Genomic DNA, 18,413 nt, shown 5'->3' on the forward strand with positions numbered 1-18,413 from the left:
TCACCACCCTAAGTGGCGGGGTCAGGAGTATCGTTCGACCCCGATCATTTGTTGGTCACTGTATCGGTCCCCATGTGCAAACCCAACCGGCAGCACCTGTTCAATTGCCGCGCGATCTGCATCTGACAAGGTAATGTTGACCGCACTTAGCCATTCTTTCAAGTGCTCTGCGGTGCGTGTGCCGGGAATTGGGATCAGGTGATCGCCTTTATCCAACACCCATGCAAGTGCTGCGGCCGAAACTGACCAGCCGCGATCACGGCAAAGGTCGCGGAACCCTTCGATTGCATGGTTGTTGTAACCATAGTTGGGTTCGGTGAAACGCGGCGACGTTTTGCGCCAATCCGTTTCCTCCATCTTGGTTGGATCAACCGAGGTTTCGCCGAACATTCCGCGTGCCAATGGCGAAAACGGGATGAAGGCTACACCCAATTCCTTGCAGGTCTGAATCATTCCAAGTTCGGGTTGGCGCGTCCACAGCGAGTATTCGTTTTGGACCGCCATGCAGGGGTGCACGGCATGGGCGCGGCGCAACGTTGACGGTGCGACCTCTGAAAGGCCGTAACCGCCGATCAAACCTTCTTCGATTAGGCGGGCCATGGTTTCGGCCACTTCTTCAATCGGGCGTTCCTGTTCGCGCCGGTGGATATAGTAAAGCTCAACCCGGTCACGGTTCAGCCGCTTAAGCGAGCCGTCAAGTTCAGACCGGATATAGTCGGCCTGGTTATTAAAGCTGCGCGGAGGGCCGGGAACGATGCCGACCTTTGTGGCCAGTGTCACCTTGGGCTTCTTTTGCGCCAGATAGGTTCCGATTACCCGTTCGGAAACGCCCATTCCGTAGATGTTGGAGGTGTCCCAGAAATCGATCCCTGCTTCGACAGCGGCATCAAGGCAGGCCAGACTGGTGGCTTCGTCCGTGCTGCCGAAAAAGCTTGCAAAGCTCATGCAGCCAAGGCCAATCGCGCTTACCTCTGGGCCATTTTGGCCAAGTTTACGTTTTTGCATGGGGCGTTTCCTAGGTTCTTTGATTAGGCGAATGCGGCTTCCAGAGCGATTTCAACCATGTCGCCAAAGCTGCGCTCGCGTTGGTCGGATGGCAGTGCTTCGCCGGTTTTCAGGTGATCGCTGACGGTCAGCACAGCAAGGGCGCGGCGCCCATAACGCGAGGCCAAATTATAAAGCTCTGCGGCCTCCATCTCGACCCCAAGAATGCCGTGGCGGACCATCTGTTCGTTCAGGTCAGGCCGTTCGTCATAAAAGACGTCAGACGAATAGATGCCCCCAACGTGGGTCGTGGCCGATTTGCCCTTCGCGGCATTATGCGCGGCCTGCAACAGGCCAAAATCGGCGCAAGGGGCAAAGTTGAATTCTTTGAAGATGCCGCTGGAAGGGGTGGACAGGCTGGACGCCGTCATTGCCAAGATCACGTCGCGCACTTTCACATCGTCTTGCATCCCACCACACGATCCGATGCGGATCAGCGTTTTCGCGTCATAATCCTTGATCAATTCGTTCGCATAGATCGACAGCGATGGCATGCCCATGCCCGACCCGTGAATCGTAACGCGGTTGCCTTTCCATGTGCCGGTGAACCCCAACATGCCGCGCACTTCGTTCACGCAAACGGCGTTTTCCAAAAACGTTTCCGCAGCCCATTTCGCCCGATAGGGATCACCAGGAAGAAGAACGGTTTCGGCAATATCACCGGGTTTGGCACCAATATGAACTGTCATGGGAAGGGTCCTGCGTTGTTTTGAAAAAAACTATACCCACGTGGGGCGAATGAAAACGGTGAATGCTTGGAAATAGATTCTAGGATAAAGGTTGATGGCGAAGATTTGCGAAAAATGGTTTTGGGTTGGCGATAATAGGCTCAGGCGAGATTTGTTCGCCTCCGAGGCTGCACATTAAGCCGGATATCGCGATGCTTTCCCGATCTGAGAGTAACAGCTTTGTGGCAGGTCTGAACATCAGCCATGCGTATTTCCCCATAGACTTGCACGATAGAGGCGGCATGCTTCTATCGTGCGAAGTAATAAGGATAGTCTTGCGCAGTTTCAGGCCGTCATCAAGCAAAGCCTGTGAATGGCCTTGTTTTACTCGGCCGCGACGGGGGCAGGGTCCACAAGCCCGACGATATCGAACATGATGCGGTTCAGTTCAAAATCCTTCGGAGTGTACACCTTAGCGACGCCCATGCCCAACAGACGCTGAGCGTCGTCATCGGGGATGATCCCGCCAACGACCACCGGGATATGCGTCAGCCCTTCGTCTTTCATGCGGCCCATCAGCTCTTCGATCAGGGGGATGTGCGAGCCTGACAGGATGGAGAGGCCAACAACGTGGGCATCTTCTTCTTTGGCAGCGGTCACGATCTCTTCTGGTGTCAGCCGGATACCTTCGTAAGAAATATCCATGCCGCAATCACGCGCTCGGGCGGCGATTTGTTCGGCGCCGTTCGAATGGCCATCAAGACCCGGCTTGCCGACAAGGAACTTCAGGCGGCGGCCAAGTTTATCAGACACGGTGCTAACCTGTTCGCGGATCTCTTCCAGCCCTTCGGTACGGTTCGACGGATTCTTGGATACGCCGGTTGGGCCGCGATACTGGCCGAACGCCGCACGCACCATGTCGCCCCATTCGCCGGTTGTTGCCCCAGCTTTGGCGGCTTCGATGGATGGGATCATGATGTTCGTGCCGGTTTTGGCGGCCTCGCGCACTTTGGCCAGTGCGGCTTGAACGCGGGCCTCGTCTCGGCTGTTGCGCCATTCGTTCAGGCGGGCCAGCTGGTCGGCCTCGGCTTCTGGATCGGCAACCATGATGGCCTCTTCGCCAGCGGTTAGCGGGCTTTCCTCGCCCTCGGTCCAGCGGTTCACGCCAACGACGGTGGTGTTGCCGGTTTCGATATGCGTGATGCGTTCGGCGTTGGATTCAACCAGCCGCGATTTCATGTATTCGATCGATGCAACCGCGCCGCCCATACCGTCAATCTGCGCCAATTCGGCCCGTGCGCCTTCTTTCAACGCCTCAACCTTTTTCGTAACGGCCGGGTTGCCATCGAACAGGTCGCCATATTCCAGAAGGTCGGTTTCATAGGCCAAAATCTGCTGCATCCGAAGCGACCATTGCTGATCCCACGGGCGGGGCAGGCCAAGGGCCTCGTTCCACGCAGGCAACTGCACGGCGCGGGCGCGGGCGTTTTTCGAAAGCGTTACAGCCAGCATTTCGATCAGAATGCGGTAGACGTTGTTTTCCGGCTGCTGCTCGGTCAAACCAAGCGAGTTTACCTGAACGCCATAACGGAACCGGCGGAATTTCGGGTCTTCGACGCCATAGCGTTCGCGCGTGATTTCATCCCACAGCTCAACAAAGGCGCGCATTTTGCACATCTCGGTCACGAAGCGGATGCCGGCGTTCACGAAGAAACTGATACGACCAACCATGGCGGGGAATGCTTCTTCGGACACCTTGCCTTTCAGGTCGTCCAGAACAGCCGTTGCCGTGGCAAGCGCAAAGGCAAGTTCCTGTTCGGGTGTCGCGCCAGCCTCTTGCAGGTGATAGGAACACACGTTCATCGGGTTCCATTTGGGCAGATGTTCGCGCGTATAGGCCGCCACGTCGGTGATCATCCGCAAGCTAGGCTTGGGCGGGCAGATATATGTGCCGCGGCTTAGGTATTCTTTGATGATGTCGTTCTGAACCGTGCCCTGCAGCTTGGACACATCTGCGCCTTGTTCCTCGGCCACGGCGATATACAGCGAAAGCAGCCAAGGCGCGGTCGCGTTGATCGTCATCGACGTGTTCATCTGTTCAAGCGGGATATCCTTGAACAGCGCGCGCATATCGCCCAGATGCGCAACGGGCACGCCAACCTTTCCGACTTCGCCGCGCGACAATTCATGGTCGCTGTCATACCCGGTTTGGGTGGGCAGATCGAAGGCAACGGAAAGGCCTGTCTGACCCTTCGCAAGGTTGCCGCGATACAGCGCGTTCGATGCCTTAGCCGTGGAGTGACCGGCATATGTACGGAACAGCCAGGGGCGGTCTTTCTGCGTGTCGGTCATCGGGGGCCTCGTGAATCGGGTTGGTAACTTTGTTTCGTTCAGTTGGTGATACGTGGAATTTTATGGCGTTGTCAATTCGCCGCACTGCGGCGCAAACGCCCCATTCCAAACCCATGATGTCAAAACTCGCGAAAAAGCCAAGGAAATGGTACGCTAATGCAAGAAAGGGGGCGGTCAGGGGACCCGCGACAAGGTTTTCCCGTTACGTCACTGAGACATAAAATTACAAAATATGCGTTTTCACGGTTGCAAAGTTTCGCGGCGAATTCTATTCCAAGCTAAATCAGGCATCGATTCTGCGATGCGGCAATCCATTCTAACGAGGAGGCTCTGATGGCTCTCGACACCAACACGGACGTAATTTCATACGACGCGCCCGAAAAGGACCTCTATGAAGTGGGCGAAATGCCTCCGATGGGTTACGTCCCTAAGCAAATGTACGCTTGGGCAATCCGTCGTGAACGGCATGGCGAACCGGATCAATCCTTTCAGGTAGAAGTGGTGGACACACCCGTTCTGGACAGCCACGAGGTTCTTGTTCTCGTGATGGCTGCGGGCGTGAACTACAACGGTATCTGGGCTGGTCTGGGCGTTCCGATTTCGCCGTTTGACGTTCACAACGCCGAATACCACATCGCCGGTTCCGATGCGTCGGGCATCGTTTGGGCCGTTGGCGATAAGGTTAAGAACTGGAAAGTGGGCGACGAAGTTGTCATCCACTGTAACCAAGACGATGGCGACGACGAAGAATGCAACGGCGGCGATCCGATGTATTCCCCAAGCCAGCGTATCTGGGGCTATGAAACGCCTGATGGGTCGTTTGCCCAGTTCACCAACGTTCAGGCTCAGCAGCTTCTGCCGCGTCCTAAGCACCTGACTTGGGAAGAAAGCGCCTGTTATACGCTGACGCTGGCCACCGCATACCGCATGCTGTTCGGCCACCACCCGCACGAGCTGAAGCCGGGCCAGAACGTTCTGGTTTGGGGCGCGTCGGGGGGGCTGGGTTCTTACGCGATCCAGCTGATCAACGCGGCTGGCGGTAACGCGATCGGCGTGATTTCCGACGAGGATAAGCGCGAATTCGTTATGGGCCTTGGGGCCAAGGGCGTCATCAACCGTAAAGACTTCAAATGCTGGGGCCAGCTGCCCACGGTTAACACGCCTGAATACAACGAATGGTTCAAAGAAGTTCGTAAGTTCGGCAAGGCGATCTGGGACATCACTGGCAAGGGCAACAACGTTGACATCGTCTTCGAACACCCCGGCGAGGCGACGTTCCCGGTTTCGACATTCGTCTGTAAAAAGGGCGGCATGGTCGTGATCTGCGCGGGCACCACCGGCTTTAACTGTACGTTCGACGTTCGTTACATGTGGATGCACCAGAAGCGCCTTCAGGGCAGCCACTTTGCGCACCTGAAACAGGCTGCTGCTGCGAACCGTCTGATGATTGAGCGCCGGATTGACCCTTATATGTCCGAAGTGTTCCCATGGGATGAAATCCCCGCCGCGCACACGAAGATGCTGCGCAACGAGCACAAGCCGGGCAACATGTCTGTTCTGGTTCAGGCCCCGCGCACTGGCCTGCGGACATTGGAAGACGCGCTTGAAGCTGCGAAGTAAACAACCGCTTTAGCGGTTATTAAAAGCCCCGCCCTGCTCAGCTGGCTCGTTCCGGGATTTGGGACATGAGCACCCGGAAACAATTTGTTTCCGGGTGTTCATAGTTTTCCTTAGGGCAAATTGGCTTTTGGGGTAGGCATCCGAAGTGCTATCGCAAACATGGTGGCAAGCGGTCGATTATGACCGAGTGCGTCAATCATGAGTTTTGTATGATGGCGTATGCACGACCTTCGTATTGTGGGAAGGATATGTTGCGCCCATGGAAGGTTGTTGTGCATGCCCTTGCATCGGTTCGGACGAAGGCTTCCATGGGGGATTCAAGACCTGACGCGAAGGATTTTTTGAGATGACAGCGGGATTACATCTACCGATCAAGGCTCTTGCGGCGATTGGGGCAATCCTATCGGCGACCTCTCTCAGTGCCGATACATACTGCGTCCGGGATGTCGTTGGCGGCGAAGCGAAACTGCCCGTCGAAATCGAACAGCCATATCGCATTGCCAGCGATCCGATCACCATCCCTGGTTTTGATGGCTTGGTTTTCAAAGCAGTCAATCGTCATCAGCTCTACGAATACGACGGGTCGCGCTACAACCTGATCGAAAGCGACTTTCCACATGTCTGGGGCTTTGCCTTTGAGCATGGGATACATGTGAACCTGAATGGAAATGCCTATGGTTTCGGTTCCAAACCGAAGGTGATTTTCTACCATCAAGATGGGACTTCATCATGGGAACCCATTGAAGCGACACGGGACTACTGGGACGCCTTCTTTGATCAGGGAGCGGGTGAGGCTTATTTTCGCACATCGAGGCGAGCCGACGCATGGAACCGTATCGTAGCGGGACGGGTGCAACCGCAAGAGCCATTGCCAATTTTCCATGGCGACATAACGAGGTCAGTCCGCACTGTCCCCGAAATTTCAGGCGCGTTCGCACTGACAGGTGGGCCGAGCCTGACCGTTCGACAATCAAGTTCGATCTGGTTTCGCGCCGATGGTGGCACATGGCGCAGAATACCGATGACCCTGCCAGACGGCGCGCGACTGTTCGACACGTTGCTGGATGCGGTGATCGAGGTCAGCGGCGATCTTGTCAGGATCTTCCCTGAGAACAACGCCTTCAAGCCCCTGTTTTTCAAGCTGGCCGATGGTAATATGACGTTCGCAGGTTTCGCGCCGGCCGGGGACTGGACCCGTCATCCGGCAACCGGGGTCTGGTTCGGTTGGAGCGGTCCAGATGCCCAGACGAAGCGGGGTGTGGAAAGGATGCGGCCAAAGGCCTTCATGCTTGGCCCGGGGGAGGTCAGGGCCACACTTGTCGAAAACCTCGAACCACCCGTCTTGGACAAGGACTTCTACCTGCCCAAAACCGTGATGTTGAGTGGAGAGATGCCAGCTTTTCTCAGCGATAGCCACGGATTTCTTGCATTCGACGGCTCGGGCTTCTCAAGACCGGCGGGCTTGAGCTACGAAAATCTCGGTGACCTTCCCCGCGTTCGATCACTGGGCGGAAAACATCTCAGCCAGTCCGAAAAGGGCGTTTTCGAGATAAAGGAAGACCTTTCCGTCGTCCGGTTCGACAATTTCCCCATCGTCCAGCCTTGGACGCATCTGGTCAGCATTGACTATGTCGACGCATGGGAGGTTTTCGTCATCGCGGACAAGGCTTCAGGCAAACTGTTCGCATCAAGCAACATGCAAGAGTTTGAGGTCATCCCCTCAACGGAGCCACTTCGGTCTATAATCTCCATCTTGGATGAACCGCCCTCGGTTTTGATTGGTGGGCAGGCTGGCCTCGTGTCAATGACCGATCGCTGCCCGCCATGATGTGGGGACTTTGTCCGGGTTTGCTGGGGAGCGTTTGCCCCCTGACCGAACTTTTTGCTTAAGAGAGATGGGATTGATGTTCTTCAGTGAAGAAACCGCCTGATAGGGATATAAGAGTGGCGATAAATCTGGCGAGAGCGATATCCACTTGCGAGTGGTTCACCGGTTCTCGAACTTCCTCCATAACGGCGTTCCGTGGTAAAGCCATGGCCGGTAGAGAACCCGCCTCGGGTCAGGTGCCTTGCGCGGACGTCCGTTCGGTTTCTCCGGATCTGCCCCGAGCCGCATTGCTGGCGTGAGCATAACCGGCGCCGTCGTTGCCATTTTCGGGACCTCGAGTGACTCCTTGGTACCCGGGATGCGGATGGAGGACATCCCTGCTGGGACCGGAGACTCGCTTCCGGCGGCCGCTCCCGGCCCCTTGTATTGTCGTGCCTCGAACCAGTTGTAATAGACCCGAAAAATGTTGAGGAACGCCATTAGCACGGCAGGATTGAAGACCGCTCCATTGATGTATGCCGGACCAGTTCGTGCTCCCTTACCGCCGGCCCGTTTCGACGGGCTTGTGCGATGGCGCAGGGAACTCATGAAGGTCGATACGGGCTGAATGGTCGCTTTCAGGGCTCGTCGCGTCAGCGCTGCGCGAAGTTCAGGGTCATGGACCTTCTGGTCGAAAGCCAGCTTCTTCAAAGGGTCTCGATACTTCTTCCGAAGGACAGGAAACCCCACGACTTTCTGTGTCTCCCCAAAATACTGAGCCGGCGTCTTTATCCAGACCTGGGGGAACTGGCGAGACTGGAAGTTCGGGATCGCATGCGAGTATTTCGTGCCATTTCGTCCCTCGATGCATGCTGTTGACATCCGTTTGGTGCAATAGTGCTCTAAGAGTTCGCGATCCGAAATATCGTCTCCGAGCTTTGCCCGCGCCCTTTCCTTGAAGGCCTCCAAACCCTCAGTGAAACGGGCCATACGCTCCTTGCTTTTGGGTGCGGAGACTTCTTTGTCGAAGGAGATCACGAACCACTCGAACATGTCTTCGTTGATCATGTCGCGGAATACGTGTGGCACGACGCGAACCATCGTCGCTTCCTGCTCACCGACCAGGGTAATCTTGCCCTTGGGCAGCATATCCCGGAGGCAGGCAAGATGCGCCGCCTTGGTGTATGTCGGCTTCACAACGCTCCCATTGAAGCTGCCCCGAAAGTCGCGATCCGTGTCGTGGAAGCCGAAATACCCCTGCCGGATCTGGTCCAGCTGATATCTCTTGTCGTCGGCTTCAGCGATCTTTTCCTGGGCCTCAGGAGGAAGGGCGAAGCCGGCATTCACGGTCTTTTCGTATGCATTCTGCACACGCTCGGAGAACACCCTCCAGCGGCCTTCCGCGCTGGCGAATAGCATGGCCTCATCGAGCCGTCCGCTGGGGCGCTGGAATTGCATCTTGGGTGCGGTGAAGGTGACTCCCGATTTCTGGGAGTAATGTTGCCGGAGGTTCGTGGGCTGGCCTGTGTCGTCGAGATAGTGCTCTTGGATGAACTCCACGGGATCGACATTCGGGTCGAAGTTTGCGTCGATCCGGAAGACATATCCGCTCCGAATGTCGGCGGAGACCGAAAACTGAAGGGGCGTCAGCCGTCGATCGAAGCGGCTTTCCCAGTTGACCGAGATCGTGACGTCGTCGAGGGCGATCCGCATGTGGCTGAAGCGATCGGACGCCTCTACTCGCTGCTTCCATTCCTTTAGCTTTGCGCGCTCGAAGGCGAGCAAGGTCTTCTCCAACCAGAAGACTCGGCTGTAGAGGCGGCTCACGCCGATCTGCTTTCCGGTGTCGGGGTCAGCCAGAACACGGCGCATGGTCGTGATGCTGTCTCCGTTGACGATGCATCTTAGGATGCGGACGTTGTCGCGCAACTCCTTCTGGGCTTGGTGATCCAGCGATACCGAGAGCCTCGCACCAGGCTTGCCTTTGCAGGGGCGGTGGATGATCCGGAACCCTGATGGTTTTGCCTTTCGGCGATTGCCACCTGGTGCCAGCTTCCCGTGCGTGCCGTTGAAGATGAACTCGTCGGGGTTCTCAAGATACCGCGCACCGCACGCGCCGCAAACAGGACCTTCAAGGCAGCCGCCAGCTAAGAGCAGCCGGTAATACTCTTCCAGGAAATGCTCGTTCGACAGGACCGCGAAGCTGATGTTGCAGATGCTGTTGCCGCGCTGATGACCGCACTCCATGGAGCGACCATCATCCCATCCAACCGGATCGCCGGCGTATTCGAAGACCTCCGAGATACGGGGATGATGATCATCGCTCGACATGGTGTAGGAGCCGAGCCCGGTCGTCAGGGCCGGGATGCTCGCCGCGGCCGCCTGTTTGCGTTGCGCAGCGTTTTTTCCCTTGAACACCGGGATAGTGAAGTCCGGCGCAACGCCGAAGTTGCCGCAGTCCGGGTCACCGCAGGTATTGAGGTTGAAATCTGCCAGAACGGCAGGGTAAACTTGAGAAAGGTTCATATGCTGGAGCGTCTTGACCATTCGATCTCCGATCTTTCGGTATTGATGTGTCAAGAATGCCTCCGGGACCGAATGGGATGTTCGCCGTTTTGCCCGACAACGAAATCCCAAAACGATTTTTCTGCTTACTGTTGCGTCGGGACAAAAGTCCCGCAGCTCGTGTAAACGGCCCTGGAAAATATGCTCGCAAAATCAAACGGCTACCGAGGATTTTCTCGATAGCCGCTGCAGTTGTGTCCCAAAAGCCGGAACTAGCCACTGCTCAGCAGTGGCGGGGCTTTGCTTTTCTGGGTTCGAAACGGCGCTGATGTTAGATCGGTCCGCTTGCCCGTCGGCGACCCAGAAAACCGGCGCTTGGCAAGGTTATGTCAACACGTCACTGTCAGCCTCATTAGATATCGCCTTTGGAGTGCAGCATTTGAGAAAACTAATTTTTGTCCTGTTCAGCTTGATGGCAGGGCCGGCCTTCGCGGATGGGTTTTGGGAATACGGCTCGTGGCGCGTATTCGTGCAAGAGGTAGACACCGGAGAGGATCTGCGCAGATCTTGCAGCGCGATGACCGGCGGTGACGGCGAACCAAGCGTTGTCGTTTCGATGAGCAATGGCGATGCCGGGCCACCCGACTTCTTCCCTTCGGTTCTGGTCCGCGAGCACGCTCCAAGGGGCCACCGAACCATGCTGCAAGACGGCCAAGCCGCCTACATCCGGTTTGATAACGAGGATGTCATGGATGGCGTGGTTAAGGGTGATTTCGATGAAGAAGGCTTTGCCTATGCAGAAATAGCCTTCGATCATCCGCTTAGCCAATGGGTCCTGCGTGCGATGCGGGTAAACGGCCAATTTGATGTGGTCGTCGATGACAAGGTTTTCATGTACGCCTATTTGGATGGCTTTACGGCCTCGTATCTGAAAATGGCCGAGGAATGCGGGTTCAATGGCGCAGGTGTCGTTGATTAGCGCGGGACACTTTGGCATGCACAAGAGGGGGGACTCCTAAGGCCCGGCCACTGTGTTGATCAATCGAACTGGCCAGCTTCAACCCGCAGCGCAAAGTAATCTGATGTTCACCAGCAGACCCTAATTTTCGAGAAAACACAAAAGGGTATGCAAATGTGGATTTCTCGGTATGGTTGAATCTGCATACAAAACAATCACGCATGAGATGTTTTTCTATGGCAGATGAGTGGATAATCGAGGTGCTATCTGACTTGCGCAATTTTGCGCAAAACAACGGCCTTCCGCATTTGGCGAGTGAGCTGGAAAACACAGTCGCCGTCGCCAGCCAAGAGCTTTGTACTGGTGTTGGTGCCGGCGCTGCGGCTGGCGGCGGGGCTGGGCAACACACAAAGCACCACAAGAAGATGTAAGCGCGTCGATCTCACTGGTACCTCGTGGTCAGTGGCGATAGGTTCCGTGTCATGTCTTTGCCCACGTTAACCTTCTCTGATGATCAGGCCGAAGCCTTTGATCGCGTGGCCGAAACGCTGCGCGGTGTTGGCGTTGATCTTGAACAATCAATCATCACGCCCCGCGCCGAAGGCAAAACAACGCGCGTGCTTTCGGTCATTGGCAAGGCCGGTTCCGGTAAGACAATGCTTCTTGCCAAGCTTTACGAGGCGTTGGAGGAAGCCGGCGTCGAAATCGTTTCGGGCGACTATGAAAACCGCCGACGTAAAGACCGCCGCACGCTTGCGATTTTGGCACCGACGAACAAAGCGGCCAGCGTACTGCGTACCCGTGGTGTGCCGGCCACCACGATCCACCGCATTCTTTATACGCCCGTCTACGATCCGGAATACGAAAAGATCGCCGATTGGCTTGCCGGAAATGGTGACCGCCCCGAGGTTGAGGGCCTGACAGACGCCGCGCTGGACCGCGCCTTTGCGTTCTATCAGTCGAACAAATCAATTCCGGGCGCTTTGGCTGCGGCTGGTCTGCGCGGATCAGATTTCATTTTGGGGTGGAAACGGCGCGACGACCCGCTGGATATCGGGTTCGTGGACGAAGCATCGATGTTGGACGCCAAGCAATTCGCCGATTTGCAGGAAATCTTTCCCACGCTGGTCATTTTCGGCGATCCTGCGCAGCTGGCGCCCGTCAACCAATCCGGGCAGATGGTGTTCGACACGCAGCCCGAAGATCACAAGCTGATCTTGCACCGCATCCACCGTCAGGCCGAAGATAACCCCATTCTGGATTTGGCCCACGCCCTTGCCGACCCCGAACTTGGGTTCGAGGATTTCGAACGGATGATCGAACAAGCCGCCGCGCGTGATGATCGCGTGGTCATGGCCAGCCGGGTAGAGGCTGATCTGATGGCGCGTTCGCCCGTGTTGGTGTGGCGCAACGCGACGCGCATCCGCTTGATACAGGCGTTTCGCGCGGCCTATGGCGCGCCCGCAGACGAATTGCTACCCGGAGAGCCGCTGATCTGCGACGGTATCGAATTGCCGCTAAAGCACCGTAAAAAGCGGTTGGACCTAGAGGCGCGTGGCCTGATCAAAGGCGCGCAGGTGATTTACCTCGGCCCTGGCCGCCGGGCTGGGTTTTCGCGGTTGCATGTCATCGGTGCCGAAGACCCGCAAGTGTCCGCCGCGTCCATCGTTAAAATCGAATTGCCGGATGAGGAGGAGCCGTTCATCCCCTTCGCCGCGAATATGGGGGCGGCCTTCCTTCATGGTGCCGCAGTCACGATTCACAAAGCGCAGGGATCGCAGTGGGAAAACGTTCAGGTATTCGCGCCTGATTTGTTTGCCGCCGCGCGGATGGGGCGGGTCGAAGCCGGACAGCCCCTGTGGAAACGGCTGGCCTATGTCGCCATTACACGGGCCGAAAAGAGGTTGATGTGGGTCGTTCGCAACCGGCTTGCACGCCCAACAGCACCACTTTCGGTGGAAGACCTGCGCAGCGCCCCAGCGCCGTTAGAGTTGACGGCTGAAACCACGGATGAAGCATAGAGCCTGATAAATAAGGGGCTGCGCCGTGGTGAGACTTTAGTCTCACGCGTTGTGGGTCACCTGTAACACTGCTGCAAAGCTATCCGCGGATGTAACGGAACACGGCGGACGCCGCCCAGCCTGCCGTAATCGCGATGATCAACGACAGAATGCCGTAAATCAGCGGCTGTTCGTGCGCGAGGTTGAAGGCCCAGCGTTCAAACCCGACCATGGTGACATCCAGTGTCGTTTCGTAGGTATCAATCACCTTGCCGTCCCGTGTCAGGAAAATGCGCGTCGCATAAAGGCCTTCGGTCAAGTTCGCGGGCAGGGCGATTGCACTTCGAAATAGGGTATCCTCTGACAGGATCACGCCGCTTTCGTTCATCACGTAACGGCCGGTGTTTTCGCGCACACGAATAAGAGCTTCGGTAAAGGCTTCGGCGTCGGGCACATCCTTGGGCGCACCAACCGATCGGATCATTTGCGGGATCGTAACCTTGTGGCGCAGATCTTCGGTATGGGAAAGCACCTCGCCCATCGGGGCGGTGGTCGCGATGGCATAAAAGCTGGCTGCGGAATCGACCTCTACGGATGATGTGTTCACCCAAATGCCAAAGCGGCGGCTTTTACGGCGCACGACGACGGGTTCATGCGGGCCAGAAACCGTGACGATCACCTGCAAAGGCGACCCTTCGGGGATCGGAGAGTTACGTTTTACCGCTCCGAACACCAAAATCTCGGACCCGGCAAAATCGGCGGTGATGGCAACGCGGGCTTGACTTAGGCCAGCGACAACCTCTTCCTCGGCCTGGGCGGCAAACGGAAGGACAAGCGTGAACAGCAGGGCAATCAGCGCGCGCATCACAGACGACCCCGCGTGATCGAATAAAGCTCGTTCGGTTCCAGCAGTAGATCAAGGGCGAGCTTAACGCAGACGGCGATAACGATGACGGCCAGCAAAATCCGCAACTGTTCAGCCCGCAGTTTCAAACCGATCTGCGTTCCGATTTGCGCGCCGACCACACCGCCCAAAATCAAGATCGCCGCAAGCGCCATATCGACCGTGTAATTGGTGACCGCGTGCATCAAAGTGGTGAACCCGGTAACAAAGATGATCTGGAACAGCGACGTTCCCACGACCACTTTCGTCGGCATGTTCAGCAGATAAATCATGGCCGGAACCATGATAAAGCCACCGCCAACGCCCATAATTGCGGCCAGAACCCCGACCGAGGCACCGACCAAAATCGGCGGAATGATGGAAATATAAAGCCCCGAGGTGCGGAATTTCATTTTAAGGGGCAGGGCATCCACCCACCCGCGATGCCGCCGTTTGGGAACCACGCCTTTGCGTTTCGACCGTTGCAACGCACGCAGGCTTTCGATCAGCATCAGCGTGCCGACGATACCCAGAAACACCACGTAACAAAGGGTAACCAGCAGATCGACCTGCCCAAGCTTTGACAGCAGGTTAAAGATCCAAATCCCGACGCCCGACCCCATAAGCCCGCCAATCAAAAGGACGGTGCCCATCTTAAGGTCTACGGTTTTCCGCCTAAGATGCGCCAGCACCCCCGAAACAGAGGACGCGACGATTTGGTTCGCGCCTGTCGCGACGGCCACCGCCGGGGGTACGCCGATGAAGAACAGCAAAGGGGTGATCAGAAACCCACCGCCGACCCCAAACATACCGGACAAGATGCCGACCAACCCGCCCAGCCCCAACAGGAGGAACAGGTTGACCGATACTTCGGCGATAGGGAGGTAGATTTGCATATCCTATCCCTAGTCCAGCACGCACATGGCGGGCAAGAGGCTGCGCGCGCGGCTCACCTTTCCTTCGCGTATGGTTCGCCGCCAGCGCGTGGAGGGATTGCTTTGCCAACGAAGCCTGCAAGGATCACCACGGTCAGGATATATGGAAGTGCATCCATGAACTGCACGGGAACCACGAACCCGCCCAAGTCGATATTCTGATACCGCAGCGCGATTGCCTGAAGGAAGCCGAACAGCAAAGTGGAAGACAGCGCATACCAAGGCCGCCACTTCGCAAAGATCAGTGCCGCCAGCGCGATATATCCACGCCCCGCCGTCATATCCTTAACAAAGCCCGCTTGTAGTGCTGTCGCCAGATAGGCCCCCGCAATGCCGCACAGAAGCCCACAGATGGCCACTGCGGCGTATCGGATGCCGATGACCGACACGCCTGCTGTATCAACCGCTGCGGGGTTCTCCCCCACGGCGCGCAGGCGCAGGCCAAACCGTGTGCGGAACAACAGCCACCATGTCAGCGGCACCATCGCAAAAGCGATGTACACCAAAGCCGTGTGACCCGAGATAAGCTGGTAATAAGTTTGACCAATGATCGGCACATCCTTCACGGCCTCGGCGAAGGGTAGTTCAATTGGCGAAAACCGCGCCCCGCCGACAAGCGAAGGGGTGCGCCCGCCTTGTTGGAACCAGTCCTGCGCAATGACCACCGTCAGGCCCGCGGCCAGAAAGTTGATCGCAACGCCTGAAATCAGCTGGTTCCCGCGGAACGTAATCGATGCCAAGCCATGGATGCCTGACAGCGCCATCGACGCGGCGATGCCTGCCAATAGTCCCAGCCAGACCGAACCGGTCACGGCCGCCACTGCGCCCGAAAAGAAGGCTGCGGCAAGCATCTTGCCTTCTAGGCCGATATCAAAAATCCCGGCGCGTTCTGAATAAAGCCCGGCCAGACAGGCCAGCAGCAAAGGCGTGGCCAGACGAACGGTAGAGTCAAAGACTTGAAGAACGGTCGCGAAATCCATCACACGTCCTCCTTGCGCAAAGTGAGGAACAGCTTTTCAAGCGGCACGCGTACCATGTTGTCTAACGCGCCCGTGAATAGAATGACCAAAGCTTGAATGACGACGATCAGTTCGCGCGGGATCGACGTCCACAGGGCCAGCTCTGCGCCGCCTTGATAGAGGAACCCAAACAGGATCGCCGCTAGGAACACGCCAAACGGGTGCGAGCGGCCCATCAGGGCCACGGCGATACCGATAAAGCCCGCGCCTTCGACCGAGTTCATGACAAGACGCTCGGCCTCGCCCATGACGTTGTTGACGGCCATCATGCCAGCCAAACCACCCGATATCAGCATCGACACCATGATGATTTTAACAGGCGATATCCCTGCATAAACCGCGCCCGGTTCCGACTTGCCATAGGCACGCAGTTCATACCCAAGCCGGGTGCGCCAGATCAGCAGCCAAACGCCAAAGCACGCCAGAACAGCAATGATGAAGCTGATGTTAGCCGGGGCCGCTTTGGAAAACGGAATGCCGAACACCGCCAGAATGTCGTGCAGGGTGGGCAAATGCGTGCCTTCGCTGAACTTTGCGGTTGCCGGGTCCATGGACCCAACGGGCCGCATGACGTTGACCAGAAGGTAGTTCAAAAGCGAGGCGCCGATGAAGTTGAACATGATCGTGGTGATCACGATGTGGCTGCCGCGTTTCGCCTGTAGATAAGCAGGAATAGCGGCCCAAAGCGCGCCGAACAATGCCGAACCAAGCACCGCGACAGGCAAGGCAATGGCCCAGTGCGGCCATGGCAACGCCAGACAGACAACTGCAACGCCCAGCCCGCCCAGTGTTGCCTGCCCTTCGCCGCCGATGTTGAACATCGACGCATGAAAGGCCACAGCAACGGCCAAGCCGGTGAACATGAAGTTCGTCGCGTAATAAAGCGTATAGCCCCACCCGTAGGTCGAACCGACCGCGCCCTTTACCATCATTTGCACGGCGGCGACGGGGTCTTCGCCGATGGCGATGATCACAAGGCCCGACAGGATAAAGGCAATCAGCAGGCTGATTAGCGGAATAAGGACAACGTCGGCCCATTTTGGCATGCGTTCCATACTATGCGACCTCCCCGTTGACCCCGGCCATCAACAGGCCCAGTTCTTTTTCGTCGGTTTCTTGGGGCAGGCGTTCGCCCATAATCTTACCATCGAACATCACCGCAATGCGATCGGACATCGATAGGATTTCCTCCAACTCTACGCTGACCAATAGGATGGCTTTACCGGCGTCCCGCAGTTCGATGATCTGTTGATGGATGAACTCAATCGCACCAATATCGACGCCGCGTGTGGGCTGCCCGATCAAAAGTAGGTCGGGGTTGCGCTCTATCTCTCGGGCCAGAACGATTTTCTGTTGGTTCCCGCCCGAAAAGCTTTTGGCCGGAAGGTTCGGGTCGGGTGGGCGCACGTCAAAGCGCTCCATCTTGCCCTCGGTTTCGTTTTGGATGGCCGCATTGTCCATCAGAAACTTGTTTTTCTGATAGGCCGGATCGTGGTGATAGCCGAACACGCTATTTTCCCACGCCGTGAAATCCATGATCAGGCCTTCGCGCTGGCGGTCTTCGGGCACATGGGCGATGCCGCGCGCGCGGCGCGATTGCGCATCAGAATGCTTGCCCGTCAGGTCAATTTCTTGCCCTTTGATCCGGATAGAGCCGGTGCCGTGAGCAACGCCCCCCAGTACTTCCAGCAATTGCGACTGGCCGTTGCCCGCCACGCCAGCGATCCCCAAAATCTCTCCGGCGCGGACGTTAAGGGAAATGCCTTTCAGCCGCTCTACGCCGTCTTCGTCGACCACGCGCAGGTTTTCGACCTCCAGCACGTTTGCACCGGGGGCCGCGGGCTTCTTGTCGACCCGCAGCAACACTTTGCGCCCGACCATCAACTCTGCCAGCTTTTCGGGGCTGGTTTCTGCGGTTTTCACCGTCGCCGTCATCTCTCCGCGTCGCATCACGCTGACTGTGTCGGTGATATGCATGATTTCCCGCAGCTTGTGGGTGATCAGGATGATCGTCTTCCCCTCGCGCTTCAGGTTTTCAAGGATGCGGAACAGGTGGTCGGCTTCGGCTGGGGTTAGCACGCCGGTGGGTTCATCCAAGATCAGGATGTCCGCCTCGCGGTACAGTGCTTTAAGGATTTCGACCCGCTGCTGGTGGCCGACGGACAAATCTTCGATCAACGCGTCGGGATCGACGTTAAGTTCGTATTCCTCAGCGAGGCGTTTCAGCGTGCCTCGAGCTTTGGAAAGGGAAGGTCTTAAAAGCGCGCCATCCTCGGCCCCGAGGATCACGTTTTCAAGAACCGTAAAATTCTGCACCAGCTTGAAATGCTGAAAAACCATACCGATGCCCGCGCGAATGGCGGTTTGGCTGTCAGGAATGGGGGTAAGATTGCCGTTGATGAAAATCTCGCCGGCGTCGGCTTTGTAAAAGCCATAAAGAATCGACATCAGCGTGGATTTCCCCGCGCCGTTTTCGCCGATGATCCCATGGATCGTGCCGGGCATAACGCGGATCGAAATATCCTTGTTGGCCTGTACAGGCCCAAAGGCTTTGGAAATACCGCGAAGTTCAATGGCTGGGGCGGCAGTTTCCTGCCGCCCCGTTTGTGTGACCGTATTCAC

The 18,413-nt window shown here is 57.0% G+C and carries 14 protein-coding genes; 5 read left to right on the plus strand and 9 right to left on the minus strand.

The window, feature by feature from the left end; all coding sequences use genetic code 11:
- Positions 1–21: 21 nt before the first annotated feature.
- The 3 genes from COL8621_RS01560 to COL8621_RS01570 all read right to left on the minus strand — a co-directional run bounded on the left by COL8621_RS01560 (position 22) and on the right by COL8621_RS01570 (position 4,106).
- Positions 22–1,005, minus strand: a complete 984-nt coding sequence (locus tag COL8621_RS01560) for an aldo/keto reductase (RefSeq protein WP_093965584.1) — start codon at positions 1,003–1,005, stop codon at positions 22–24.
- A 23-nt stretch (positions 1,006–1,028) separates the two neighbouring features.
- A complete protein-coding gene (deoD, locus tag COL8621_RS01565) occupies positions 1,029–1,733 on the minus strand; it encodes a purine-nucleoside phosphorylase (protein ID WP_093965585.1) in 705 nt (234 codons plus the stop codon).
- A 363-nt stretch (positions 1,734–2,096) separates the two neighbouring features.
- A complete protein-coding gene (locus COL8621_RS01570) occupies positions 2,097–4,106 on the minus strand; it encodes an ethylmalonyl-CoA mutase (protein ID WP_268875513.1) in 2,010 nt (669 codons plus the stop codon).
- 291 nt (positions 4,107–4,397) lie between these two features.
- Between COL8621_RS01570 and ccrA the strand changes: the two genes are divergently transcribed.
- Entirely contained in the window at positions 4,398–5,684 is a 1,287-nt protein-coding gene (gene ccrA / locus COL8621_RS01575; RefSeq protein WP_093965587.1) for a crotonyl-CoA carboxylase/reductase, read from the plus strand.
- A gap of 346 nt (positions 5,685–6,030) precedes the next feature.
- Positions 6,031–7,512 carry a hypothetical protein gene (locus COL8621_RS01580; RefSeq protein ID WP_093965588.1) on the plus strand — a complete coding sequence of 494 codons (1,482 nt, stop codon included), beginning with the start codon at positions 6,031–6,033 and terminating at the stop codon, positions 7,510–7,512.
- 159 nt (positions 7,513–7,671) lie between these two features.
- Here the strand turns inward: COL8621_RS01580 and COL8621_RS01585 are convergent, their stop codons facing one another.
- Entirely contained in the window at positions 7,672–10,038 is a 2,367-nt protein-coding gene (locus tag COL8621_RS01585; RefSeq protein WP_093965589.1) for a hypothetical protein, read from the minus strand.
- A gap of 397 nt (positions 10,039–10,435) precedes the next feature.
- Here COL8621_RS01585 and COL8621_RS01590 point away from each other — a divergent pair, with 397 nt between their 5' ends.
- The 3 genes from COL8621_RS01590 (at position 10,436) to COL8621_RS01600 (ending at position 12,975) form a co-directional block, all read left to right on the plus strand.
- Entirely contained in the window at positions 10,436–10,975 is a 540-nt protein-coding gene (locus COL8621_RS01590; protein ID WP_141137800.1) for a hypothetical protein, read from the plus strand.
- A 215-nt stretch (positions 10,976–11,190) separates the two neighbouring features.
- A complete protein-coding gene (locus COL8621_RS01595) occupies positions 11,191–11,385 on the plus strand; it encodes a hypothetical protein (protein WP_093965591.1) in 195 nt (64 codons plus the stop codon).
- A 51-nt stretch (positions 11,386–11,436) separates the two neighbouring features.
- Positions 11,437–12,975, plus strand: a complete 1,539-nt coding sequence (locus COL8621_RS01600; protein ID WP_093965592.1) for an ATP-dependent DNA helicase — start codon at positions 11,437–11,439, stop codon at positions 12,973–12,975.
- A 79-nt stretch (positions 12,976–13,054) separates the two neighbouring features.
- Here the strand turns inward: COL8621_RS01600 and COL8621_RS01605 are convergent, their stop codons facing one another.
- Genes COL8621_RS01605 through COL8621_RS01625 form a run of 5 tightly spaced genes read right to left on the minus strand, consistent with a single transcriptional unit; the run spans position 13,055 to position 18,413 of the window.
- Positions 13,055–13,819 carry a TIGR02186 family protein gene (locus COL8621_RS01605; protein WP_093965593.1) on the minus strand — a complete coding sequence of 255 codons (765 nt, stop codon included), beginning with the start codon at positions 13,817–13,819 and terminating at the stop codon, positions 13,055–13,057.
- Entirely contained in the window at positions 13,819–14,733 is a 915-nt protein-coding gene (locus COL8621_RS01610; protein ID WP_093965594.1) for a sulfite exporter TauE/SafE family protein, read from the minus strand. The genes COL8621_RS01605 and COL8621_RS01610 overlap by 1 nt, the downstream gene beginning before the upstream one ends.
- 53 nt (positions 14,734–14,786) lie before the next feature.
- Complete coding sequence (locus COL8621_RS01615) at positions 14,787–15,752, minus strand: ABC transporter permease (protein WP_093965595.1); 966 nt, start codon at positions 15,750–15,752, stop codon at positions 14,787–14,789.
- On the minus strand, positions 15,752–16,846 hold the full coding sequence (locus COL8621_RS01620; protein WP_093965596.1) for an ABC transporter permease: 1,095 nt from the start codon (positions 16,844–16,846) through the stop codon (positions 15,752–15,754). The genes COL8621_RS01615 and COL8621_RS01620 overlap by 1 nt, the downstream gene beginning before the upstream one ends.
- A 1-nt stretch (position 16,847) precedes the next feature.
- Positions 16,848–18,413 (minus strand): ABC transporter ATP-binding protein, encoded by a 1,566-nt coding sequence (locus COL8621_RS01625; protein WP_093965597.1) that lies wholly within the window; start codon positions 18,411–18,413, stop codon positions 16,848–16,850.

It is taken from the genome of Actibacterium lipolyticum (assembly GCF_900184935.1).
Lineage (GTDB): Bacteria > Pseudomonadota > Alphaproteobacteria > Rhodobacterales > Rhodobacteraceae > Actibacterium_A > Actibacterium_A lipolyticum.